This window comes from Streptomyces sp. NPDC002076 (genome assembly GCF_053593835.1).
The window spans coordinates 585,269-606,793 of record NZ_JBSFDI010000001.1 but is presented as its reverse complement, the minus strand read 5'-3'; the positions used below and the strand labels follow the sequence as shown (position 1 = coordinate 606,793).

21 protein-coding genes and 1 tRNA gene are annotated in these 21,525 nt (G+C 72.0%); 15 read left to right on the top strand and 7 right to left on the bottom strand.

Annotation, left to right across the window (positions count from 1 at the left end; translation table 11 throughout):
- Window positions 1-3: 3 nt before the first annotated feature.
- Both ACWCQS_RS02790 and ACWCQS_RS02785 read right to left on the bottom strand, forming a co-directional pair.
- Window positions 4-459, bottom strand: coding sequence for a hypothetical protein (locus ACWCQS_RS02790; protein WP_451002794.1), 456 nt, complete (start codon window positions 457-459; stop codon window positions 4-6).
- 65 nt (window positions 460-524) lie between these two features.
- Window positions 525-1,400, bottom strand: coding sequence for a hypothetical protein (locus tag ACWCQS_RS02785; protein WP_451002793.1), 876 nt, complete (start codon window positions 1,398-1,400; stop codon window positions 525-527).
- Between the two features lie 257 nt (window positions 1,401-1,657).
- Here ACWCQS_RS02785 and rplM point away from each other — a divergent pair, with 257 nt between their 5' ends.
- The 3 genes from rplM (at window position 1,658) to glmM (ending at window position 4,161) form a co-directional block, all read left to right on the top strand.
- Entirely contained in the window at window positions 1,658-2,101 is a 444-nt protein-coding gene (gene rplM / locus ACWCQS_RS02780; protein ID WP_030345455.1) for a 50S ribosomal protein L13, read from the top strand.
- 42 nt (window positions 2,102-2,143) lie between these two features.
- Window positions 2,144-2,656, top strand: a complete 513-nt coding sequence (gene rpsI, locus ACWCQS_RS02775; protein ID WP_003998795.1) for a 30S ribosomal protein S9 — start codon at window positions 2,144-2,146, stop codon at window positions 2,654-2,656.
- A 146-nt stretch (window positions 2,657-2,802) separates the two neighbouring features.
- Window positions 2,803-4,161, top strand: coding sequence for a phosphoglucosamine mutase (glmM, locus tag ACWCQS_RS02770; RefSeq protein WP_451002792.1), 1,359 nt, complete (start codon window positions 2,803-2,805; stop codon window positions 4,159-4,161).
- Between the two features lie 65 nt (window positions 4,162-4,226).
- Here the strand turns inward: glmM and coaA are convergent, their stop codons facing one another.
- Window positions 4,227-5,195: a type I pantothenate kinase gene (gene coaA, locus ACWCQS_RS02765; RefSeq protein WP_388621021.1), complete on the bottom strand. Its 969-nt coding sequence runs from the start codon at window positions 5,193-5,195 to the stop codon at window positions 4,227-4,229.
- A 234-nt stretch (window positions 5,196-5,429) separates the two neighbouring features.
- Here coaA and glmS point away from each other — a divergent pair, with 234 nt between their 5' ends.
- Window positions 5,430-7,277 (top strand): glutamine--fructose-6-phosphate transaminase (isomerizing), encoded by a 1,848-nt coding sequence (gene glmS, locus ACWCQS_RS02760; protein WP_451002791.1) that lies wholly within the window; start codon window positions 5,430-5,432, stop codon window positions 7,275-7,277.
- Window positions 7,278-7,422: 145 nt separating this feature from the next.
- Here glmS and ACWCQS_RS02755 read toward each other — a convergent pair whose 3' ends face one another.
- Window positions 7,423-8,202, bottom strand: coding sequence for an SDR family NAD(P)-dependent oxidoreductase (locus ACWCQS_RS02755; RefSeq protein ID WP_451002790.1), 780 nt, complete (start codon window positions 8,200-8,202; stop codon window positions 7,423-7,425).
- A 92-nt stretch (window positions 8,203-8,294) separates the two neighbouring features.
- Between ACWCQS_RS02755 and ACWCQS_RS02750 the strand changes: the two genes are divergently transcribed.
- The 6 genes from ACWCQS_RS02750 to tsaE all read left to right on the top strand — a co-directional run bounded on the left by ACWCQS_RS02750 (window position 8,295) and on the right by tsaE (window position 14,441).
- The gene (locus ACWCQS_RS02750) at window positions 8,295-8,666 is read left to right on the top strand and encodes a holo-ACP synthase (RefSeq protein WP_365580314.1); all 372 of its coding nucleotides are present in this window, start codon (window positions 8,295-8,297) and stop codon (window positions 8,664-8,666) included.
- 45 nt (window positions 8,667-8,711) lie between these two features.
- Entirely contained in the window at window positions 8,712-10,145 is a 1,434-nt protein-coding gene (locus ACWCQS_RS02745) for an NAD(P)H-hydrate dehydratase (RefSeq protein ID WP_451002789.1), read from the top strand.
- 177 nt (window positions 10,146-10,322) lie between these two features.
- Window positions 10,323-11,243, top strand: a complete 921-nt coding sequence (locus ACWCQS_RS02740; protein WP_451002788.1) for a L,D-transpeptidase family protein — start codon at window positions 10,323-10,325, stop codon at window positions 11,241-11,243.
- Between the two features lie 61 nt (window positions 11,244-11,304).
- Window positions 11,305-12,468 carry an alanine racemase gene (alr, locus tag ACWCQS_RS02735; protein ID WP_451002787.1) on the top strand — a complete coding sequence of 388 codons (1,164 nt, stop codon included), beginning with the start codon at window positions 11,305-11,307 and terminating at the stop codon, window positions 12,466-12,468.
- A 208-nt stretch (window positions 12,469-12,676) separates the two neighbouring features.
- Window positions 12,677-13,930 carry an alpha/beta fold hydrolase gene (locus ACWCQS_RS02730; RefSeq protein ID WP_451003016.1) on the top strand — a complete coding sequence of 418 codons (1,254 nt, stop codon included), beginning with the start codon at window positions 12,677-12,679 and terminating at the stop codon, window positions 13,928-13,930.
- On the top strand, window positions 13,896-14,441 hold the full coding sequence (gene tsaE, locus ACWCQS_RS02725) for a tRNA (adenosine(37)-N6)-threonylcarbamoyltransferase complex ATPase subunit type 1 TsaE (RefSeq protein WP_451002786.1): 546 nt from the start codon (window positions 13,896-13,898) through the stop codon (window positions 14,439-14,441). Before ACWCQS_RS02730 ends, tsaE begins: the two co-directional genes overlap by 35 nt.
- A gap of 303 nt (window positions 14,442-14,744) precedes the next feature.
- On the opposite strand, the gene ACWCQS_RS02720 is transcribed toward tsaE, so the two are convergent.
- Window positions 14,745-15,296: a hypothetical protein gene (locus ACWCQS_RS02720; protein ID WP_451002785.1), complete on the bottom strand. Its 552-nt coding sequence runs from the start codon at window positions 15,294-15,296 to the stop codon at window positions 14,745-14,747.
- 125 nt (window positions 15,297-15,421) lie between these two features.
- Here ACWCQS_RS02720 and tsaB point away from each other — a divergent pair, with 125 nt between their 5' ends.
- The 5 genes from tsaB to ACWCQS_RS02695 all read left to right on the top strand — a co-directional run bounded on the left by tsaB (window position 15,422) and on the right by ACWCQS_RS02695 (window position 18,086).
- A complete protein-coding gene (gene tsaB, locus ACWCQS_RS02715) occupies window positions 15,422-16,078 on the top strand; it encodes a tRNA (adenosine(37)-N6)-threonylcarbamoyltransferase complex dimerization subunit type 1 TsaB (RefSeq protein ID WP_451002784.1) in 657 nt (218 codons plus the stop codon).
- A gap of 17 nt (window positions 16,079-16,095) precedes the next feature.
- Window positions 16,096-16,581 (top strand): ribosomal protein S18-alanine N-acetyltransferase, encoded by a 486-nt coding sequence (gene rimI, locus ACWCQS_RS02710; RefSeq protein ID WP_451003015.1) that lies wholly within the window; start codon window positions 16,096-16,098, stop codon window positions 16,579-16,581.
- Window positions 16,574-17,671: a tRNA (adenosine(37)-N6)-threonylcarbamoyltransferase complex transferase subunit TsaD gene (gene tsaD / locus ACWCQS_RS02705; protein ID WP_451002783.1), complete on the top strand. Its 1,098-nt coding sequence runs from the start codon at window positions 16,574-16,576 to the stop codon at window positions 17,669-17,671. The genes rimI and tsaD overlap by 8 nt, the downstream gene beginning before the upstream one ends.
- Window positions 17,668-17,925: a hypothetical protein gene (locus tag ACWCQS_RS02700; protein ID WP_451002782.1), complete on the top strand. Its 258-nt coding sequence runs from the start codon at window positions 17,668-17,670 to the stop codon at window positions 17,923-17,925. Before tsaD ends, ACWCQS_RS02700 begins: the two co-directional genes overlap by 4 nt.
- Window positions 17,926-18,013: 88 nt before the next feature.
- Window positions 18,014-18,086: transfer RNA gene (locus tag ACWCQS_RS02695), tRNA-Gly, on the top strand.
- Window positions 18,087-18,126: 40 nt separating this feature from the next.
- Here ACWCQS_RS02695 and ACWCQS_RS02690 read toward each other — a convergent pair.
- Both ACWCQS_RS02690 and ACWCQS_RS02685 read right to left on the bottom strand, forming a co-directional pair.
- A complete protein-coding gene (locus ACWCQS_RS02690) occupies window positions 18,127-18,996 on the bottom strand; it encodes a COG4705 family protein (protein WP_451002781.1) in 870 nt (289 codons plus the stop codon).
- A 157-nt stretch (window positions 18,997-19,153) separates the two neighbouring features.
- Complete coding sequence (locus ACWCQS_RS02685) at window positions 19,154-21,463, bottom strand: beta-xylosidase/alpha-l-arabinosidase (RefSeq protein ID WP_451002780.1); 2,310 nt, start codon at window positions 21,461-21,463, stop codon at window positions 19,154-19,156.
- Window positions 21,464-21,525 lie beyond the last annotated feature (62 nt).

Genomic DNA, 21,525 nt, shown 5'->3' with positions numbered 1-21,525 from the left:
GAGTCACGCGACTTTCAGCAGGAGCGGCGCAGCGACGGCCGGATTGCCTCGGGTGACGCCTTCGACGCCGAGGGCGCGGCGACCGCCGGCTCGGACGTCGCGGAGGGTGGCGCCGGGGTTCAGGTCTGCGTCGGCGACTGCCGCGGGAGCGGTGGTGGATCGGGGGAGCTTGCTGTGCCTGGTGTTCCGGGGGATGCGGAGGGGGTGGTTGGTTGCGGTGCCGTTGTCGTCGTGGCGCGCGGGGGATGCGGGCAGAGCGTCGCTGGTGACGCCTTCGGCGCCGAGGGCGCAGGAGGCGTCGGCCTGGTCGTCGCGGAAGGTGCCGCGGGCGGCGGGGGCAGGGGTAGGGGTGTCCGGGCGGACCGCGCCGGCGCCCCGGGCGGTGCCGCCGTCCGCGCCGGTGCCCGTGCGCCTGCTTCCGTCGGTGGTCGGCGCGGTCGTCCGCGGGTGTATGGGCATGGGCCGGTTCCCCCGGGTGTTTGTGGTGGTGGCCGGTGTGCGGGGGAGAGGCTGACCCGTCCGGGTCATCCGTTGGCGGCTGCCGACGCCTGGGCCTGGCCGCGGCGGTAGATCTGGTTGAAGACGAACTGCTGCAGGTCGGTGCCGGCCCGGAAGACCGCCGTGTCCTTGTTCGTGACGTTCTTGCCGTTGAGGAAGCCGCCGGTGGTGAAGTAGGCGTAGCGGCCCACGGCGTTCGTGGTCGTCAGGCAGATCGCGGAGTCGCAGAAGTTCTTGACGCCCTTGCCGGGCAGGGAGCGCACCACGGCCTTCTTGGCGGCCTGTTTCCTGACCTTCGTGGCCTGCGCCTGCTCGTCGAAGACGGCGACGCCGACGGTGATCGCGACGCCGCCGTTGGTGTAGGTCGCGCGGATCAGGCGGGTGCAGCCGCCCGCGGTGAGGATCTTCGGCAGGTTGCCGCTGGCGGCGGAGGCGCAGTTCGTGGTGTCGGCCGTCGCGCCCTTCTTGTACACGGTCTCGCCCATGGTCAGCTGGGTGCCCGGGAAGAGGGTGTCGGCGCTGAGCGGGGCGGTGTCCTTCTTGGCGCTGGCTATGAAGTCCCTCGGGTCCAGCGGCGGCGGGGCGCTGGTGGACGCGAAGGACGGCGTGGTGGAGCCGCTGGGCACGGAGGCGCTGGCGGGCAGGCCGGTGGGACCGCCGGAGGCGTCGGTGCCGCTGTTCGCGGAGACGACGGCCATGGCCACGGCGGTGCCGACGGCTATCGTGGCGACGGCGCCGGCGCCGATGAACAGCAGTCTGCGGCGCTTGTTCCGGGTCTCCGAGGCCTCGGCGAGCGCCGCCCAGTCCGGGGTCCCGTCGTCACCACCGCTGTTCCAGGACTGCTGCGAATGCGGTTTCCAGGGATCCCACTGAGACTGGGGTCCCCCCTGCCCGTAACTCATGGGGCGCATCTTAGACGGGGGGCGCGGGTGAGCACGCCGATCGGCCGTTTTGACCCTCGCCGACGACCCCGGTATTCTGCTTGTTCGTTGTGTATTGGCTTGCTCATTCTCACGGGACGGGCCCTTACACCGGTCCACCGGGCCGATGACCAGCGACCCCATGTACGCGGTTTGCGTCGCCGCCGTGCGGTCAAGGCTGTCGTGATCGTTTCGGTGACCTGTTCAGGACCATTCACTCGAAGCGAAGGCTACGAACCGTGCGTACGTACAGCCCCAAGCCCGGCGATGTGACGCGCCAGTGGCACGTCATCGACGCTCAGGACGTTGTCCTGGGCCGTCTCGCCACCACTGCAGCGACCCTTCTCCGGGGCAAGCACAAGCCGATCTACGCGCCGCACGTCGACGCTGGTGACTTCGTCATCATCATCAACGCCGACAAGGTGCACCTGTCCGGCAACAAGCGGACCCAGAAGATGGCGTACCGCCACTCCGGCTACCCGGGCGGTCTGCGCTCCGTCCGTTACGACGAGCTGCTCGACAAGAACCCCGAGAAGGCCATCGAGAAGGCCGTCAAGGGCATGCTCCCGAAGAACACCCTCGGCCGTCAGATGCTGTCGAAGCTGAAGGTCTACAAGGGTGACCAGCACCCGCACGCTGCCCAGCAGCCGGTGCCGTTCGAGATCACCCAGGTCGCGCAGTAAGTCCGGCCACCCCCTAAGACTGAACAGAATCTGAGGAGAATCGTGGCCGAGACCACTGCCGAGCAGCCGCTCGAAGAGCTTGACATCGACAGCTACACCACCGAGTCCGAGGTCCCCGTCGAGGGCGAGTACACCTCGGAGTCCCTGGCCTCCCGCTTCGGCGAGCCCCAGCCGGCCGCCGGCCTGGGTCGCCGCAAGAACGCCATCGCCCGCGTCCGGATCGTCCCGGGCACCGGCAAGTGGAAGATCAACGGTCGCACCCTCGAGGACTACTTCCCGAACAAGGTGCACCAGCAGGAAGTCAACGAGCCCTTCAAGGTGCTCGAGCTGGAAGGCCGTTACGACGTCATCGCCCGCATCGCGGGTGGCGGTGTCTCCGGTCAGGCCGGTGCCCTGCGCCTCGGTGTCGCCCGCGCCCTGAACGAGGCCGACGTCGACAACAACCGCGGCCCCCTGAAGAAGGCCGGCTTCCTGCGCCGCGACGACCGCGCGGTCGAGCGGAAGAAGGCCGGTCTGAAGAAGGCCCGCAAGGCTCCGCAGTACAGCAAGCGCTAAGCGTCGCCTGCTCGTACTCCGAACGCCCCGGCGGCACGCCACTTGTGCCGTCGGGGCGTTCGTTTATCCCAGGCAAGGGCGTATAACGACCCGAGACGCTCAGCCGCTCAACGGCTTGTGTGATCGCAGTTTCCTCAGGAGGACAAGTGGGACGACTCTTCGGCACGGACGGCGTGCGTGGTGTGGCCAACGCGGACCTGACGGCCGAGATGGCGCTCGGCCTGTCCGTTGCGGCGGCCCACGTGCTGGCCGAGGCGGGCACCTTCGAGGGCCACAAGCCGACGGCGGTGGTCGGCCGGGACCCGCGGGCGTCCGGGGAGTTCCTGGAGGCGGCCGTGGTCGCGGGCCTGGCCAGCGCCGGCGTGGACGTGCTGCGCGTCGGCGTGCTGCCGACGCCCGCGGTGGCGCATCTGACCGGCGCCCTCGGCGCCGACCTCGGCGTGATGCTCTCCGCCAGCCACAACGCCATGCCGGACAACGGCATCAAGTTCTTCGCCCGCGGCGGCCACAAACTCGCCGACGAGCTGGAGGACCGGATCGAGGCGGTGTACGACTCCCACCGGCACGGCGAGCCGTGGGAGCGGCCGACGGGCGCGGGCGTGGGCCGCGTGCGGTTCTACGACGAGGGCTTCGAGCAGTACGTCGGCCATCTGCTGTCCGTCCTCCCGAACCGGCTCGACGGACTGAAGATCGTCCTGGACGAAGCGCACGGCGCGGCCTCGGGGGTCTCGCCGGAGGCGTTCTCCCGGGCGGGCGCCGAGGTCGTCACGATCGGCGCCGAGCCGGACGGTCTGAACATCAACGACGGCTGCGGCTCGACCCACTTGGACCAGCTCAAGGCCGCGGTGGTCGAGCACGGCGCCGACTTCGGCATCGCGCACGACGGCGACGCCGACCGGTGTCTGGCCGTGGACCACACCGGCGAGGAGGTCGACGGCGACCAGATCCTCGCCGTGCTGGCGCTGGCCATGCGGGAGCGCTCCGCGCTGCGGGCCGGCACGGTCGTCGCCACCGTGATGTCCAACCTGGGCTTCAAGCTGGCGATGGAGAAGGCCGGGATAAACCTGGTGCAGACCGCCGTCGGCGACCGGTATGTCCTGGAGGAGATGAAGGAGCACGGGTACGCGCTCGGCGGCGAGCAGTCCGGGCACGTCATCATCCTCGACCACGCGACCACCGGCGACGGCACGCTGACCGGGCTGCTGCTGGCGGCGCGGGTCGCCGATACCGGCCGCTCGCTGCGGGAGCTGGCGTCCGTGATGGAGCGGCTGCCGCAGGTGCTGATCAATGTGCCGGACGTGGACAAGTCGCGGGTGCGGACGTCCGCGGAGCTCGCTGCCGCGGTGACCGAGGCCGAGCGCGAACTCGGTGAGACGGGACGGGTGTTGCTGCGGCCTTCCGGAACCGAGCCGCTGGTGCGGGTGATGGTCGAGGCCGCGGACATCGACCAGGCCCGGTCCGTCGCCGGGCGGTTGGCCGACGCCGTGAAGTCGGCGCTGGGCTGACCCGGGGCCGCCCGGAGTGACCAAGGGTGCGTACCTGGTCACTGATTGTGAGGCGGCCCCCGTGCCTACAGCTTGCGCAGCCTCAGCCGCTGCACCTTGTGGTCCGGGCCCTTGCGGACAACAAGGGTGGCCCGGCCGCGGGTGGGGGCGATGTTCTCCACCAGGTTGGGCTTGTTGATCGTCCGCCACAGGGTGCGGGCGTAGTCGAGGGCCTCCTCCTCGGAGACCTGGGTGTACTTGCGGAAGTACGAGTCGGGGTCCTGGAAGGCCGTCTGGCGCAGCTTCTTGAAGCGGTTGAGGTACCAGCGCTCGATGTCCTCGGCGCTCGCGTCGACGTACACGCTGAAGTCGAAGTAGTCCGCGAGACCGACCCGGGTGCGGCCGTCCTTGCCGGGCAGGGCGGGCTGCAGGACGTTCAGGCCCTCGACGATCAGGATGTCGGGGCGGCGGACCGTGAGTCTCTGGTCCGGGACGATGTCGTAGATGAGGTGGGAGTAGACGGGGGCGGTGACCTCGTCCTTGCCGGCCTTGATGTCGGCGACGAAACGGGTCAGGGCGCGGCGGTCGTACGACTCGGGGAAACCTTTCCGCGACATCAGGCCGCGCGCCTCCAGCTCCCGGGTGGGCAGCAGGAAGCCGTCCGTGGTGACCAGCTCCACGCGCGGGTGCTCGGGCCAGCGGGAGAGCAGGGCCTGCAGAAGGCGGGAGACGGTGGACTTGCCGCAGGCCACCGAGCCGGCGACGCCTATGACGAACGGGGTGCCGGACTGGGAGCCCTGCTCGCCGAGGAAGGTGTTGAGCGCACCTCTGAGTCCGTCCGTGGCGCCGACGTAGAGGTTGAGCAGCCGGGAGAGCGGGAGGTAGATGTCCCGCACCTCGTCCAGGTCGATCACATCGCCCAGACCGCGCAGCTTCTCCACCTCCTCGGCGGTGAGCGGCAGCGGCGTCTTGTCGCGCAGCGCGCTCCACTCGGCGCGGGTGAGGTCGACGTAGGGAGTCGCCTCCGGCCTGTGCCGGTGGGCGCTCCGGGGCATCGAGGAGACCGGTGAGATCACAGTCCATTGTTAACGGAGTTTGAACGAGGCGGCGGGTGGGGTGTGTCACGCCCGCGCGACCGACCGGGTCGGGGTGTGGTCGGTGGTGACCTCCGCTTCCGGCGTCCGCGCGGACCGGCGGGTCGGAAACGGCCTTCGTACGACGGTGGGAATTTCCGAATTCGGGCAGACGGAGGGCAGTTCGGGCCGTTCTCGGGTCGTAGGCTGCGGCCCATGTGCGGAATCGTTGGATACGTAGGGTCACAGTCGGCGCTCGATGTCGTGATGGCCGGGCTGAAGCGGCTGGAGTACCGGGGTTACGACTCGGCGGGTGTCGCCGTGCTGGCCGACGGTGGGCTGGCCGCGGCGAAGAAGGCCGGGAAGCTGGTCAATCTGGAGAAGGAGCTGGTCGAACGGCCGCTGCCGACGGGCGTGACGGGCATCGGCCACACCCGCTGGGCCACGCACGGCGGTCCGACGGACGCCAATGCCCACCCGCATCTCGACAACGCGGGGCGTGTCGCCGTCGTCCACAACGGCATCATCGAGAACTTCGCGGTGCTGCGGGCCGAACTCGCCGAGCGCGGCCACGAACTGACGTCCGAGACGGACACCGAGGTCGTCGCGCACCTGCTCGCCGAGGAGTTCTCCGCCTGCGCGAACCTCGCGGAGGCCATGCGGCTGGTGTGCCGGCGGCTGGAGGGCGCGTTCACCCTGGTCGCGGTGCACGCCGACGAGCCGGACGTGGTCGTCGGCGCGCGCCGGAACTCGCCGCTGGTGGTGGGCGTTGGAGAGGGTGAGGCGTTCCTGGCCTCGGACGTCGCCGCGTTCATCGCCCACACGCGCTCCGCGATCGAGCTGGGCCAGGACCAGGTGGTGGAGCTGCGCCGCGACGGCGTGACGGTGACGGGCTTCGACGGCCGCCCGGCCGAGGTCCGCAGCTACCACGTGGACTGGGACGCCTCCGCCGCGGAAAAGGGGGGTTATGACTACTTCATGCTCAAGGAGATCGCCGAGCAGCCCAAGGCGGTCGCCGACACGCTGCTGGGCCGCATCGACCCGTCGGGTTCGCTGACGCTGGACGAGGTCCGTATCTCGCCCTCAGAGCTGCGGGAGATCGACAAGGTCGTCATCGTCGCGTGCGGTACGGCCTTCCACGCCGGCCTGATCGCCAAGTACGCCATCGAGCACTGGACGCGCATCCCCTGTGAGGTGGAGCTGGCCAGCGAGTTCCGGTACCGGGACCCGATCCTGGACGGCCGCTCCCTGGTCATCGCCATCTCCCAGTCCGGCGAGACCATGGACACCCTGATGGCGCTGCGGCACGCCCGCGAGCAGGGCTCCAAGGTGCTGGCGATCTGCAACACCAACGGCTCGACGATCCCGCGCGAGTCGGACGCGGTGCTGTACACGCACGCCGGGCCGGAGGTCGCCGTCGCCTCCACGAAGGCATTCCTGACCCAGCTGGTGGCCTGCTACCTGGTGGCGCTGTATCTGGGCCAGGTGCGCGGCACCAAGTGGGGCGACGAGATCCAGGCCGTGATCAAGGACCTGTCCCGGATCTCGGTGGAGGTCGAGCGGGTCCTGGAGACGATGAAGCCGGTGCGCGAGCTGGCCCGGAGCCTGGCGTCGAAGAACACGGTGCTGTTCCTGGGCCGGCACGTGGGCTACCCGGTCGCCCTCGAAGGCGCCCTGAAGCTCAAGGAACTGGCCTACATGCACGCCGAGGGCTTCGCGGCGGGCGAGCTGAAGCACGGTCCGATCGCGCTGATCGAGGAGGACGTGCCGGTCGTGGTCGTCGTCCCCTCCCCGCGCGGCCGCTCGGTCCTGCACGACAAGATCGTCTCCAACATCCAGGAGATCCGGGCGCGGGGGGCGCGCACGATCGTCATCGCCGAGGAGGGCGACGAGGCGGTGGTGCCGTACGCCGACCACCTGATCCGCATCCCGGCCACCCCCACCCTGCTCCAGCCGCTGGTCGCCACCGTCCCCCTCCAGGTCTTCGCCTGCGAACTGGCCACCGCCCGCGGCAACGAGGTCGACCAGCCGCGCAACCTGGCGAAGTCGGTCACGGTGGAGTAGCACCGTCCCTCCGGGGGATGCGGCCGAAGAGCGGCGATTCGTCAGCTGACCACCGTTGTCCGCCGACTGCGGGTCCGATGGGCCCGGTCGCGCAGTTCCCCGCGCCCCCCAGGGGGCTGCGGGGCTGTCGGCTTCGGGGCGTTGCTCAATGGACCGACAGGCCGCCGTCGATGAAGATCGACTGGCCTGTGACGTAGGCGGAGGCCTGGCTTGCGAGGAAGACGGCCGCGCCCTCGAAGTCCTCGGCGAGGCTGTTGCGGCCGGTCATCGTGCGGGCGGCCAGGGCGGCCACCTGCTGCGGGTCGGACGACAGCCGCCGGTTGAGGGCGGTCATCACGAACCCCGGCACCAGGGTGTTGACGGTGACGCCGTACGGCGACCAGGCCTCGGCCTGCGAGCGGGCCAGCGACTCCAGCGCCCCCTTGGAGACGCCGTACGCCCCGCTCTGCACGAAGGCGCGGTGGGCCTGCTGCGAGGTGATGTGGATGATCCGGCCGAAGCCGCGCTCCGCCATGCCGGGCCCGAACCGCTGCCCCAGCAGGAAGGGGGCCTCCAGGTTCACGGCCATGGTGGTGTCCCACACGTCCTCGCCCAGCTCACCCATCGGCGGTCGCAGGTTGATCCCGGCGGAGTTGACGAGGATGTCCGGCTCACCGAAGACACCGGCCGCCTCCTCGGCCGCCGCACGCACACCGTCACGGGTGCTCAGGTCCGCCGAGATCCAGGCGGCCCGGCAGCCGTCGGCCGTCAACTCTGCGACGGTTTCCTCCAGTTGCTCCTTGGTGCGGGCCACGACCACCACGCTCGCGCCGGCCCGCGCCAGCGCCCCGGCGATGGCCCGGCCGATGCCTGAACTGCCTCCGGTCACCACGGCGACACGGCCGTCCAGCGAGAAGAGTCGGGAGAGATGGGCCTGGGTCGTCATGGACGGAGCGTAGACGGCACGCGCCCGGCGCGGCAGTTGGATTTCGCCAGGTGGGCGGGTGCCGCCGGGTCCGCGATCGTAGGCTGCCCGGCATGAGCATCATCGGAGTGGGGATCGATGTCGCCGAGATCGACCGGTTTCGCGCGTCGTTGGAGCGGACGCCCGGGCTGGCCGATCGGCTGTTCGTGGAGCGGGAGCTGCTGCTGCCCAGCGGGGAGCGGCGCGGGATCGCCTCGCTCGCGGTCCGGTTCGCCGCCAAGGAGGCCCTGGCGAAGGCGCTGGGGGCGCCGCCCGGGCTGCACTGGACCGATGCCGAGGTGTATGTCGAGGACAGCGGACAGCCCCGGCTGCGGGTGACGGGCAGCGTGGCCGCGCGGGCCGCGGAGCTGGGCGTGCGGTCCTGGCATGTGTCGCTCAGCCATGACGCGGGCGTCGCCTCGGCCGTGGTGGTCGCCGAGGGCTGAACGCCCGGGTGTGGGCGACGGCCGTTCCGGGGCAGACTCGGTGCCATGCGGAGTGCGTACAGCGTGGAGACGGTAAGGGCGGCCGAACGGGCGCTGATGGCGCGGCTGCCGGAGGGTGCGCTGATGCAGCGGGCCGCCGCCGGGCTGGCCGCCGCCTGCGCCGAGTTGCTCGGACGGGTGTACGGCAGCCGGGTGGTGCTGCTCGTCGGCAGCGGCGACAACGGCGGGGACGCGTTGTACGCGGGGGCCCGGCTGGCCCGGCGCGGCGCCGGGGTCACGGCCGTGCTCCTGACGCCCGAACGGGCGCACACCGGCGGGTTGGCCGCGCTGCGGCGGGCGGGCGGCACGGTCGCCGCGGCCGGTTCCGCCGAGGGGCTGATCGAGCGGGCCGACCTCGTCGTGGACGGGATCGTCGGGATCGGCGGCAAGGGCGGGCTGCGGCCCGAGGCCGAGGTCCTGGCCGGGATCGCCGCGCGGTCCCGGGCCGCGGTGGTGGCCGTGGACCTGCCGAGCGGGATCGAGGCGGACACCGGGGAGGTGCGGGGGGCCGCGGTCCGGGCCGATCTGACGGTGACCTTCGGGACGTACAAACCGGGGCTGTTGATCGATCCGGGGCGTGAGTACGCCGGGGTGGTGCGGCTGGTCGACATCGGTCTCGAACTGCCCGGCCGGCCCGAGCTCCGAGCCCTGCAACACGCCGACGTGGCACGGCTGCTGCCGGTTCCGGCCGCGGAGAGCGACAAGTACCGGCGCGGGGTCGTCGGGATCGCCGCCGGGTCCGCGCGCTATCCGGGCGCCGCCGTGCTCGCCGTCTCCGGCGCGCTGCGGGGCGGGGCGGGGGCCGTACGGTACGTCGGGCCGGCCGGGGACGCGGTCATCGCCCGCTTCCCGGAGACGCTGGTGTCCGACCAGGGGCCGGCGAAGGCGGGGCGCGTACAGGCCTGGGTGGTCGGGCCGGGGGCCGGGGAGGACGCGGCGACCGTGACCGAGGTGCTCGGGGCGGATGTGCCGGTACTGATCGACGCGGACGGGCTGCGGCTGGCCGAGCGGGACGTGGTGCGCGGGCGTACGGCGCCGACCCTGATGACACCCCATGCCGGAGAGGCGGCCGCGCTGCTGGGCGTGCGCCGGGAGGAGGTCGAGGGGGCTCGCCTGGCCGCGGTGCGGGAGCTGGCGGCGGTGTACCGGGCGACGGTACTGCTGAAGGGGTCGACGACCTTGGTCGCCGACGCCGGGGGCGGGGCGGTGCGGGTGAACGCCACGGGGACGTCCTGGCTGGCCACGGCGGGCAGCGGCGACGTGCTGTCGGGCCTCGCCGGGTCGCTGCTGGCATCGGGGCTCTCGGCGCTGGACGCGGGGAGCACGGCGGCGTACCTCCACGGCCTGGCCGGGCGGTTCGCGGCGGACGGGGCACCGGTGGGCGCACATGACGTCTCCGACCGGATCCCGGAGGCCTGGCGGGACGTGCACGCGCTGTAGCTGACCGGGCGTCCGGCGCCGCGGCCGGCCGGGGGTGGGGTCGCTCACCGGCGTCGGCAAGGTGCAGCCTGCGCCCACCCGCTGGGGGCCGACGACCGCCGTATCCAGGTCCGCCCCCCGGGTGACCCTCCCGCGCGGCACCCCCGATGCGACGGAGCCCCGCGCTTGGCTGATCGCATGATCAGCAGACGAATCGCGTCCAGAGGCGTCGCGGTGCTGCTCGCCACCGCGACCGCCCTCCCGGTGGCCGGCACCGCCGTGGCCTCCCCACCGGCCGGCATCGCCGCGGCCGGCACCCCCGTGCCCCCGGCCCCGGCCCCCGCCCCCGAGCTCGTCCCCGGTGTCGCGCCCCCGCCCGGGCGGGCGTGGCAGATCGACACGCCCGACCAGGCGTTGCCGCCGAGGGTGTACACGCCCACCGCACAAGAGGACGCCGTGGAACCCAAGGCCGCGGCGCCGGGTACGTACGACCTCATCGAGTACGTGCCGCTCGCCGACGCCGTCGCCAGGGTGACCTGCAGCAGGCAGACCGGGCCCTATCAGCGGCAGGTCGAGCGGTGGCTGAAGCTGAGGGGCGACGGGAAGCAGTCCGCCGCCGACTGCAAGGCCATCCGGGCGTTCCAGATCGCGTACAAGATCAAGCCCGCCAGCGGGTTCGCCGGACCCGTCACCTGGTCGACCATGATGCTCGTCTCGGCGAGGAGGAACCCGAACGCCGCCAAGAAGTGCCCCGTCCGGTCGTACAAGGTCGCCTGCGTCGATCTGGACCGTCAGCTCACCTGGGTGCAGAAGGGCTCCAAGGTGGTGTTCGGGCCGGTGCCCATGCGCAGCGGGCGCAATGGGCACGTCACCCGCAAGGGCTGGCACGCCATCTACTGGCGGCACAAGAACCACTGGTCCACCCTCTACAACCAGCCCATGCCGTACGCCCAGTTCTTCGACGGCGGCGAGGCGTTCCACGCCGTCTACGGCAGCATCTACACCACCGTCGGCTCCTACGGCTGCGTCAATCTGACGCTCGGCGACGCGCGCACCCTGTGGAACGTGCTGAAGAACGGCGACCGCGTCTACGTGTGGGGGCGGCGGCCAGGTACCTGAGAGCCAGGTGGCCGGGACTGCGGCCGGGGCCCGAACGGCCCTCTGAGAGACTGGGGGCGCGATGAGTGAGACTGCGACTGTACCGACCGCCCCCCTGCGCGCCCGCGCCGAGATCGATCTGGGCGCCCTGCGGGCCAATGTGCGTGCTCTGCGTGCCCGGACGCCGAACGCGGCCCTGATGGCCGTCGTCAAGTCCGACGCCTACGGCCACGGGGCGCTGCCGTGCGCCCGCGAGGCCCTCGCGGCGGGTGCGACCTGGCTTGGCACGGCCACGCCGGAGGAGGCCCTCGCGCTGCGCGCGGCCGGGCTGCCGGGCCGCATCCTGTGCTGGCTGTGGGTGCCGGGCGGCCCTTGGCGGCAGGCGGTCGAGGCCGACATCGACGTGTCGGTGAGCGGCATGTGGGCGCTGCGGGAGGCCGTCGCGGCCGCCCGCGAGGCCGGGCGCACCGCGCGCGTGCAGCTCAAGGCGGACACCGGGCTCGGCCGCAACGGCTGCCAGCCCGGGGACGACTGGGCCGAGCTGGTCCGTGAGGCCCTGCGCGCCGAGGCCGACGGTCTCGTCCGCGTCACCGGGCTGTGGTCCCACTTCGCCTGCGCCGACGAGCCCGGCCATCCCTCCATCGCCGCCCAGCTCGCCCGCTTCCGGGAGATGCTGGCGTACGCCGAGGAGCAGGGCGTGCGCCCCGAGGTGCGGCACATCGCCAACTCCCCGGCCACGCTCACCCTCCCCGAGACCCACTTCGACCTCGTCCGCCCCGGCATCGCCATGTACGGCATCTCGCCCAGCCCGGAGATCGGCGCCCCGGCCGACTTCGGGCTGCGCCCGGTCATGACGCTCAGCGCCTCGCTGGCGCTGGTCAAGCGTGTGCCGGGCGGGCACGGCGTCAGCTACGGCCACCATTACGTCACCCCCGGCGAGACCACCCTCGGCCTCATCCCCATCGGCTACGGCGACGGCGTCCCCCGGCACGCCTCGGGCACCGGCCCGGTGCTGGTCGACGGCAAGTGGCGCACGGCCGCCGGCCGGGTGGCCATGGACCAGTTCGTGGTGGACCTCGGCGGCGACGAGCCCGCGGTGGGCAGCGAGGCCGTGCTGTTCGGGCCCGGCGACCGGGGCGAGCCGACCGCCGAGGACTGGGCGCAGGCCTGCGGCACGATCGCGTACGAGATCGTCACGCGGATCGGAACCCGGGTTCCGCGCGTCTATGTGAATGCCTCCGAGTAATTGCCTCCGGGTAAATGTCTCTGCGTCAACGCGTCCATGCCACGCGCCATGTGACGGCGTACATGTGAACGGGGAAGGACTCCGGTAACCCGTTCGAGAGGCGCGACCCGGATCACGTGTAACACCGGTCATACCTGTTACGGCGGCAGCAGGGGCACCATCGGTCGCACCCATGAGCGAACTGCAGTACGGCGAAGAGGAGCGGTACGTGAGCGAGAGCAGTGCGGAGGCCGTGGCGGACGTCGTCGCCTCGGCCGCCGCCTCCGCCGCGGGGGCGGCCGGAAGCTTGCGCAGGGCGACCGGCATCGCCGGTGCCGCGATAGGCGTGCTGGCCGCGGGCGCCGCGGCCGGCGTCGCCATAGAGCGGATGACGGTGGGCCGCGGGATGCGCAGGAAGGCCCGGCTGGCGCTGGACTCCGCGGGCCCCTACGGCACCCTGCGCGGCACCCCGGGCACGGCGATCGCGGACGACGGCACCGAGCTGTACTACGAGGTCGACGAGGTCGAGCCCGACCCGGGTCACGTCTCCCCGCGCCGGCGCCGGCTGTTCGGCCGTAAGGCCCCCGCCCCGGTCACCGTGGTCTTCTGCCACGGCTACTGTCTCAGCCAGGACTCCTGGCACTTCCAGCGCGCGGCCCTGCGCGGGGTCGTCCGGACCGTGCACTGGGACCAGCGCAGCCACGGCCGCTCCGGGCGGGGGGTGGCCCAGACCCGGGACCGGGTGCCGCTCACCATCGACCAGCTCGGCCGCGATCTGAAGGCCGTCCTGGACGCCGCCGTACCGCAGGGCCCGATCGTGCTGGTCGGCCATTCGATGGGCGGGATGACCGTGATGGCGCTCGCCTCCGAGCATCCGGAGCTGATCCGCGAGCGGGTCGTCGCCACCGCCTTCGTCGGTACCTCGTCCGGGCGGCTCGGTGAGGTCAACTTCGGGCTGCCGGTCGCCGGCGTCAACGCGGTGCGCCGGATCCTGCCCGGAGTGCTGAAGGCGCTCGGGCAGCAGGCGGAGCTGGTGGAGAAGGGGCGCCGGGCCACCGCCGAGCTGTTCGCCGGGATCATCAAGCGGTACTCGTTCGCGGGGCGGGACGTCGACCCGGCCGTCGAGCGGTTCGCGGAGCGGATGATCGAGTCCACGCCGATCGACGTGGTCGCCGAGTTCTACCCGGCCTTCACCGACCACGACAAGACCGAGGCGCTCGCCTGCTTCCGGGACATGCCGGTGCTGGTCCTGGCCGGCGTCCGGGACCTGGTCACGCCCAGCGAGCACAGCGAGGCCATAGCCGACCTGCTGCCCGACGCCGAGCTGGTGCTCGTCCCGGACGCCGGGCACCTGGTGATGCTGGAACACCCGGAAGTGGTCACCGACCGGCTCGCCGACCTGCTCACCCGCGCCGGTGCGGTGCCCGCAGGAGCTACGGTTATGGGCTATGGAAGCACCAGCAGCACCGCGGAACCCCGCTGAGACCCGGCTGACGATCACTTCGCCCGAGCAGATGCGAGAACTGGGCCGCAGGCTGGCCAAGCTGCTGCGGGCCGGCGATCTGGTGATGCTGAGCGGTGAGCTGGGCGCGGGCAAGACCACGCTGACCCGCGGGCTGGGCGAGGGGCTCGGCGTGCGCGGCGCGGTCACCTCGCCGACCTTCGTGATCGCCCGGGTGCATCCCTCCCTGGGCGACGGCCCGCCGCTCGTGCACGTGGACGCCTACCGGCTCGGCGGCGGCCTGGACGAGATGGAGGACCTGGACCTCGACGTCAACCTGCCCGACTCGGTGATCGTCGTGGAGTGGGGCGAGGGCAAGGTCGAGGAGCTGACCGAGGACCGGCTCCAGGTCGTCATCCACCGCGCCGTCGGCACTGCGACATTTCCGGGGGACACCCCCGAACCTCCGGGCACAGACGAGGTACGGCACGTCACCCTGACGGGCCTGGGTGAGCGCTGGGCGGACGCGGGCCTGGAGACACTCACGGCCTGAGCGCCGCACCAGGATTCCGACAAGCCGTCGGCAACATGTTGCGCAGGACGTCCCGGGCGTGGTCACATGGTATCCAGCCCGTAGTTAGGCGTACCTAACTATGCCGCCCCCGCACTTCAGGAGGCGCCCCATGACCGAGTCCGGTCCCACCATCGTGTCCATGCGCGACCTCCTGGCATCGTGCGAGGCGGCGAAGGCGGTTTCCCGTCCGCCCCGGGCCCCTGAGGACCGCCCCGAAGGGGCGCGACCGGCCACGACGGAGCCGCGGACGAACGGCGTCCCCACAGAGCACCCCGACGCGGCTTAGCGCATCACCACCACCCGCACCCCGATGGTCGCGAAGGCCCACATCGTGTCCCCGTCGGCCCGGGTCTCCCGGATCCCTCCCGTCCGCACCCCCGGCTCGGCGCCGGCCGCCCGCGGAGCGACCGCCGCGCTGAACCCGATGGTCAGCCCGTCCACGGTGGTGAACCGGACCACGTGCTCGACCGGGACACCGTCCGTGCCGGTGGTCGCGCTCGACCGGGACGTGACCCAGTAGGAGCCGGGCAGCGGGTCGACCGTGCCGGGGTCGACCTTGAAGGTGCGCTCCAACCGGTTCCCGCCGTCGACCAGCCAGACCCGGTCGTCGTCCAGCGAGTACACGACCCGTTCACCCGTGCCGGACCCGCCCGGCACCGCGGTCGTGCTGTGCCGGGCGGCCCTGCCCGCGCTCACCGAGGGGGACGCGTTCGGCCCGGGCCTGCCGCTCAGGCTCGCCGGCGCGTTCGCCTGGGCCTGGTAGGCGAGGAAGCCGACGGTGCCGACGGCCGCCGCGGTGAGGCCGGCCACGATCGCCGAGCTGGTCCCTGCCACGTGTGCCCACCTCTGCCCTGCGATATGCCTCGTGCGATATGTCGTACTTCGTACAGACCGTAGCAGCCGGTGACCGTACGACCAGGACGGCGATGCTTGCGGCGCAGGCGCCGTAGGCTGTTCGCGTGCTCTTGCTCGCTCTGGATACCGCAACACCCGCCGTCACCGTCGCGCTGCACGACGGCACGGGCGTCGTCGCCTCGTCGAGCCAGGTGGACGCGCGCCGGCACGGAGAGCTGCTGCTGCCGGCCGTGGACCGTGTGCTCGCCGAGGCCGGGCTCAGGCTGGACGCCGTCACCGGCGTCGTCGTCGGCATCGGCCCCGGCCCCTACACCGGCCTGCGCGTCGGCCTCATGACCGCCGACACCTTCGGTCTGGCGCTCGGCGTCCCCGTCCACGGCGTGTGCACGCTGGACGGCCTCGCCTACGCCGCCGACATCGAGAAGGGCCCCTTCGTCGTGGCGACCGACGCCCGGCGCAAGGAGGTCTACTGGGCGATGTACGCCGACTCGCGGACCCGGCTGACCGAACCGGCCGTGGACCGGCCCGGCGACATCGCCGAGCAGGTCGCCGGGCTCCCGGCGGTCGGCGCGGGCGCGCTGCTCTACCCGGACACGTTCCCGAGCGCCCACGAGCCCGAGCATGTCTCGGCCGCCGCCCTCGCCTCGCTCGCCGTGGAGAAGCTGGCCGCCGGCGAGGAGCTGCCGGCCCCCCGGCCGCTGTACCTGCGCCGCCCGGACGCCCAGGTTCCCAAGAACTACAAGGTGGTCACCCCGAAGTGACCGTACGACTGCGCGAGATGCGCTGGTGGGACATCGACCCGGTCCTGGAGCTGGAGAAGGACCTGTTTCCCGAGGACGCCTGGTCCCGGGGCATGTTCTGGTCCGAGCTGGCCCACGCCCGGGGCGCCGAGGCGACCCGGCGCTATCTCGTGGCCGAGACCGGCGGCCGTATCGTCGGTTACGCCGGACTGGTCGCCGCCGGTGACCAGGGCGACATCCAGACCATCGCCGTGGCCCGCGACCAGCAGGGCACCGGCCTGGGCGGCCGGCTGCTGACCGAGCTGCTGCGCGCGGCCACCGCCTTCGAGTGCCACGAGGTGATGCTCGAATGCCGGGTCGACAACGTCCGCGCGCAGAAGCTCTACGAGCGCTTCGGCTTCGAGCCGATCGGCTTCCGCCGCGGCTACTACCAGCCGGGCAACGTGGACGCCCTGGTGATGCGCCTGAGCGACCCCTCTTCATCAGTACGTTCACCAGTACAGGAAACCGAGAGCAATGACTGACTCACGCGACGAGCCTCTCGTACTCGGCATCGAGACCTCCTGCGACGAGACCGGCGTCGGCATCGTCCGCGGCACCACCCTGCTGGCGGACGCCGTCGCCTCCAGCGTCGACGAGCACGCCCGCTTCGGCGGAGTCGTGCCCGAGGTGGCGTCCCGGGCGCACCTGGAGGCGATGGTCCCGACCATCGACCGCGCGCTGAAGGAGGCCGGCGTCTCCGCCAGGGACCTCGACGGCATCGCCGTGACCGCGGGGCCCGGGCTCGCGGGCGCCCTGCTCGTCGGCGTCTCGGCGGCCAAGGCGTACGCCTACGCCCTCGGCAAGCCCCTGTACGGCGTCAACCACCTCGCCTCGCACATCTGCGTCGACCAGCTGGAGCACGGCCCGCTGCCCGAGCCGACCATGGCCCTGCTGGTCTCCGGCGGCCACTCCTCCCTGCTGCTGTCGGAGGACATCACCTCCGACGTCCGCCCGATGGGCGCGACCATCGACGACGCGGCCGGCGAGGCCTTCGACAAGATCGCCCGGGTGCTGAACCTGGGCTTCCCGGGCGGCCCGGTCATCGACCGGTACGCGCGCGAGGGCGACCCGGAGGCGATCTCCTTCCCGCGCGGCCTGACCGGCCCGCGCGACCCGGCGTACGACTTCTCCTTCTCGGGTCTGAAGACGGCCGTGGCCCGCTGGATCGAGGCCAGGCGCGCGGCCGGCGAGGAGGTACCGGTCCGCGATGTGGCCGCCTCCTTCCAGGAGGCCGTCGTCGACGTCCTGACCCGCAAGGCCGTCCGCGCCTGCAAGGACGAGGGCGTCGACCACCTGATGATCGGCGGCGGTGTCGCGGCCAACTCCCGGCTGCGCGCCCTCGCCCAGGAGCGCTGCGAGAAGGCCGGCATCCGGCTGCGCGTGCCCCGCCCCAAGCTGTGCACGGACAACGGCGCGATGGTGGCCGCACTCGGCGCCGAGATGGTCGCGCGGGGCCGGGCCACCTCCAGCCTGGACCTGTCGGCCGACTCCTCGCTGCCGGTCACCGAGGCGCATGTCCCGGGCAACCACGACCATGTGCACGAGGTCAGCAAGGAGAACCTGTACTCGTGACCGTCGCGCTGATGTGGGAGGCCCGGGCCGTCGCGGGCCGGGGCGAGGAGCTGCTGGCCTGGGTACAGCAACAGCCGCTGGCGCCCGAGCCGTTGCGCCGGGAGACCTTCCGCGCGCCCGAGGACCGGGTACTGGTCATCACCTGGTGGGACGCGCCGTACGACGCCGGGATCCCCGAACTGCCGGAGCCCGGCCCCGAGTGGGTGACCCGGCCGGTGCACCGGTGGCGGTTCGAGTCGGTGGCCGAGGTCTGAGTCGCCAAGGGCTGAGTTGCCAAGGTCCCCCCGCCCTGCGCTATGATCATCACACAGCGAACGGCCGGAAGAACGGCCCGGACGCAGTGCGTTGGTGGTCCAAGGAAAGACGCCCCGCTTCCTGCGGGGAGATGCAGGTGCAAGGCCTGCCCGGCGCTCCAGTCGAACCCCGTCCCGGGACTCCCGGGGCGGGGTTTCGCGTTACCGGCGCCCGGCCTCCTGCGGCTCGGCCGCTTCCGCCTCGGGGCCCGCGAACTCCGCGGCCGTGGCCCGCCGTTCCTTCAGGTGCGCGTACCCCATCAGGCCGAACAGCACTGCGAGCAGCACCGCCGAGGAACCGGCCGTACCGAGGTCGAGGCCGCCCTTGGCGACCGGCTTGGTCAGCAGGTCGCCGGCCGTGGCGCCGAGCGGGCGGGTCAGCACGAACGCGATCCAGAACAGCAGGACGTTCGGCACGGCGGGAACCTTCATCAGGGCGACCAGGACGAGCAGCACGCCGGTCACCAGGGACGCGCCGCCCAGGTAGCCCAGGCCCGAGCTGTCGGACAGGAAGTCGCCCATCGAGGTGCCGAGGGTGTTGGAGACCAGGATCGCCGACCAGAACAGTGCCTCTCCCCGGAAGGTGACGATCTCGGTGATCTGGAAGGTCATCCCGCTCAGCTTCCAGCCGAGGAAGATCAGCAGCAGGATCGAGATCAGGATCGCGGCGCCCTCCGGGTAGCCGAGGCCCAGCCCCTGCGGGCCCCAGCCCAGCTTCGTCGCGCCGTTCGAGAGGTACTTCTCGCTGGCGTCCCGGTTCATGAAGTCCGACATGGTGGTGCCGGCCATGGAGGTCGACAGGATCACGGTCCAGTAGAAGAACGGGTTGTAGCGCCGGGAGCGCAGCTGGACCACCAGCGTCACCACGAAGACCAGGAACAGGGCGATGGTGGTGAGGAAGTAGCCGAGTTTGAGCGTCTGGGCGAACAGGTCGCCCGCGGTCTCGCCCAGGGTCGTCGCCGCGATCTTCATGATCCAGAACGCGAGGGTGACCTCGGGCAGTTTCTTCATGACGGATTTCGTGGTCGCCATGGGCGTCAAGGTTGCTCCTGTGAGGGGGTGTCAGGTGATCAACGACCCTGCCAGGGGCAACCTGAATGCATCCTGAACGCCCGTGTCAGAGGTCTTGCGAAAGCGCGTTCGCTGTGCTTCCGCCATGACTCCATACGTTCCACCCGGCCCCTGAGGTTCAATCAGTTCCCTGGGACACCACCACATCGCAGCGCAGTCGCCGGTCGGGCCCGACCGCCCGGACCGGCCCCGTCAGCCGCAGCCGCACCCGGTGCCGTACGTCCGTGCTCGACGCGGCCAGTCGCAGCTCCAGCGCGCCCGGCTCCACCACCCGTGCCCCCGTGCGGTCCGTGAACGAGGACAGGTCGGCATGGAAGCGGAAGGTCAGCCGGCGGGACGCGCCCGGCGGCAGCTCCACCCGCCGGTACCCGATCAGCCGTACGTCGGGCCGGGTCACGCTCGCCACCGGGTCGTGCAGATACAGCTGGACCACCTCGGCGCCGGCGCGGTCGCCGGTGTTGCGGACGGTGACGGAGAGGTCGCAGGCGCCGTCCGTCGGGATCTCGGCCTCGGGGGCGTGGACGTCCTCCCAGGCGAACGTCGTGTACGAGCGGCCGTGGCCGAAGGGGTACAGCGGGGTCGGGTCCAGGCTGCTGACCTCGCCGGCCAGGCCCAGCGGGGGCTGGAGATAGGTCCAGGGCTGGCCGCCGGGCACGCGCGGCACGCTCACCGGAAGCCGCCCGGAAGGGTTCACCCGGCCGGACAGCACCCCGGCCACCGCAGGCCCTCCCTCCTCGCCGGGGAAGAAGGCCTGGACGACCGCGCCGAGCCGGCCATGCCAGCGGCCCAGGGCGTACGGCCGCCCGGTCAGCAGGACCAGCACCACCGGTACGCCCGTCGCCACCAGCCGGTCCAGCAACTCTGCCTGGATGCCCGGAAGGTGGAGGTCGGTCACGTCACAGCCCTCGCCCGAGGTGCCCCGGCCGAACAGGCCCGCCCGGTCACCGAGCACCGCCACGCACACGTCCGCCTCCGCCGCCCGCGCCACCGCCTCCGCGAAGCCGGCCGTGTCCGGCTCCAGGACGCCGCAGCCCTCGGCGAACGTGACCTTGGCGTCCGGGAGTTCGGCGCGCAGGGCGTCCAGGACCGTGGGAATCCCGATACCGAGCGGGACGTCGGGGTGGTGGGTGAGGACGTGGGAGGGAAAGGAGTAGCAGCCGAGCATGGCGAGCGCGTCCGCCGCGCGCGGGCCGACCACCGCGATCCGGGTGCCGGGGGCCAGCGGCAGCAGCCCGTCGGGGTTGTCCAGCAGCACCACCGACTCCTCGGCCAGCCGCCGGGCCACGGCCCGGTTCTCCGCCGAGTCCAGGTCCACCGGCCCCGCCGGCTCCGGCCGCCAGTCCGGGTCCAGCAGACCCAGCTCGCACTTCTGCAGCAGCACCCGGCGGGCCGCCCGGTCCACCAGCGACTCCGGGATACGACCTTCACGTACGGCGGTGACGAGCGGGGTGCCGTAGCACTTCAGGGTCGGCAGCTCGACGTCGATGCCGGCGGCCAGCGCCCGGTGCGCGGCCTCCGCCTCGTCCGCCGCGACCCGGTGCAGGGTCTGAAGGAACCCGATGCCGAAGTAGTCGGCGACCACGGTGCCGGTGAAGCCCCACTCCTCGCGCAGCAGCTCGGTCAGCAGGCGCGGGTCGGCGGAGGCGGGCACGCCGTCGGTCTCGGTGTAGGCCGCCATCACCGAGCGGGCCCCGCCCTCGCGCAGCGCCATCTCGAAGGGGGGCAGGGTGATGTCCGCGAACTCCCGGACGCCCGCCCGTACCGGCGCCAGATTGCGAGCGCCCGCCGAGGACGCGTACCCGGCGAAGTGCTTGAGCGTGGCGACGACCCCGGCCGACTCCAGGCCCCGCACATAGGCCGTGCCGATCGTGCCGACCAGATACGGGTCCTCGCCGATCGTCTCCTCGACCCGCCCCCAGCGGGGGTCGCGGACCACGTCCAGGACGGGGGCGAGGCCCTGGTGGACGCCGCAGGCGCGCAGGTCGTGGCCGATGCGCCGGCCCATCTCCGCCACCAGTGCCGGGTCGAAGGCTGCGCCCCAGGCGAGCGGCACCGGATAGGCCGTGGCACGCCAGGCCGTGAAACCGGCCAGGCACTCCTCGTGGGCGACGGCCGGGATGCCGAAGCGGCCGGCGGCGGCGATCCTGCGCTGGGCGCGGGCCAGGGCCTGCGCACCGAGCGCCGGGTCCACAGGGGCGGTGCCGAAGGAGCGGGTCAGCTGGCCGAGGCCGTGGGCGATCAGCTCGTCCCAGTCGAAGTCGGCGGTCATCTCGCGCTGCAGGGGGGCGACCCCGTCGCCGTCCGTGGCAGCGCCCACCCACACGCCGTACAGCTGGGCGGCCTTCTCCTCCAGGGTCATCCGGGAGAGCAGGTCGCTCACACGGGCGTCGGCGGGCAGGGCGGGGTCGCGCCAAGGAGCGGTGGTCATGGAACTCCCGTCACTCTGACTGTCGCTCACGAATATCCCGAATGTTTCGATAAAGGCACCGA

Coding starts and splice junctions, on each gene's coding strand:
- glmS (WP_451002791.1), top strand. CDS start 5,430: ATGTGCGGAATCGTTGGATACGTAGGGTCACAGTCGGCGCTCGATGTC.
- alr (WP_451002787.1), top strand. CDS start 11,305: ATGAGTGAGACTGCGACTGTACCGACCGCCCCCCTGCGCGCCCGCGCC.
- ACWCQS_RS02750 (WP_365580314.1), top strand. CDS start 8,295: ATGAGCATCATCGGAGTGGGGATCGATGTCGCCGAGATCGACCGGTTT.
- tsaD (WP_451002783.1), top strand. CDS start 16,574: ATGACTGACTCACGCGACGAGCCTCTCGTACTCGGCATCGAGACCTCC.
- ACWCQS_RS02685 (WP_451002780.1), bottom strand. CDS start 21,463: ATGACCACCGCTCCTTGGCGCGACCCCGCCCTGCCCGCCGACGCCCGT.
- ACWCQS_RS02755 (WP_451002790.1), bottom strand. CDS start 8,202: ATGACGACCCAGGCCCATCTCTCCCGACTCTTCTCGCTGGACGGCCGT.
- ACWCQS_RS02745 (WP_451002789.1), top strand. CDS start 8,712: ATGCGGAGTGCGTACAGCGTGGAGACGGTAAGGGCGGCCGAACGGGCG.
- rimI (WP_451003015.1), top strand. CDS start 16,096: ATGCGCTGGTGGGACATCGACCCGGTCCTGGAGCTGGAGAAGGACCTG.
- coaA (WP_388621021.1), bottom strand. CDS start 5,195: ATGCCCCGGAGCGCCCACCGGCACAGGCCGGAGGCGACTCCCTACGTC.
- ACWCQS_RS02690 (WP_451002781.1), bottom strand. CDS start 18,996: ATGGCGACCACGAAATCCGTCATGAAGAAACTGCCCGAGGTCACCCTC.
- ACWCQS_RS02790 (WP_451002794.1), bottom strand. CDS start 459: ATGCCCATACACCCGCGGACGACCGCGCCGACCACCGACGGAAGCAGG.
- ACWCQS_RS02740 (WP_451002788.1), top strand. CDS start 10,323: ATGATCAGCAGACGAATCGCGTCCAGAGGCGTCGCGGTGCTGCTCGCC.
- tsaE (WP_451002786.1), top strand. CDS start 13,896: ATGGAAGCACCAGCAGCACCGCGGAACCCCGCTGAGACCCGGCTGACG.
- ACWCQS_RS02785 (WP_451002793.1), bottom strand. CDS start 1,400: ATGAGTTACGGGCAGGGGGGACCCCAGTCTCAGTGGGATCCCTGGAAA.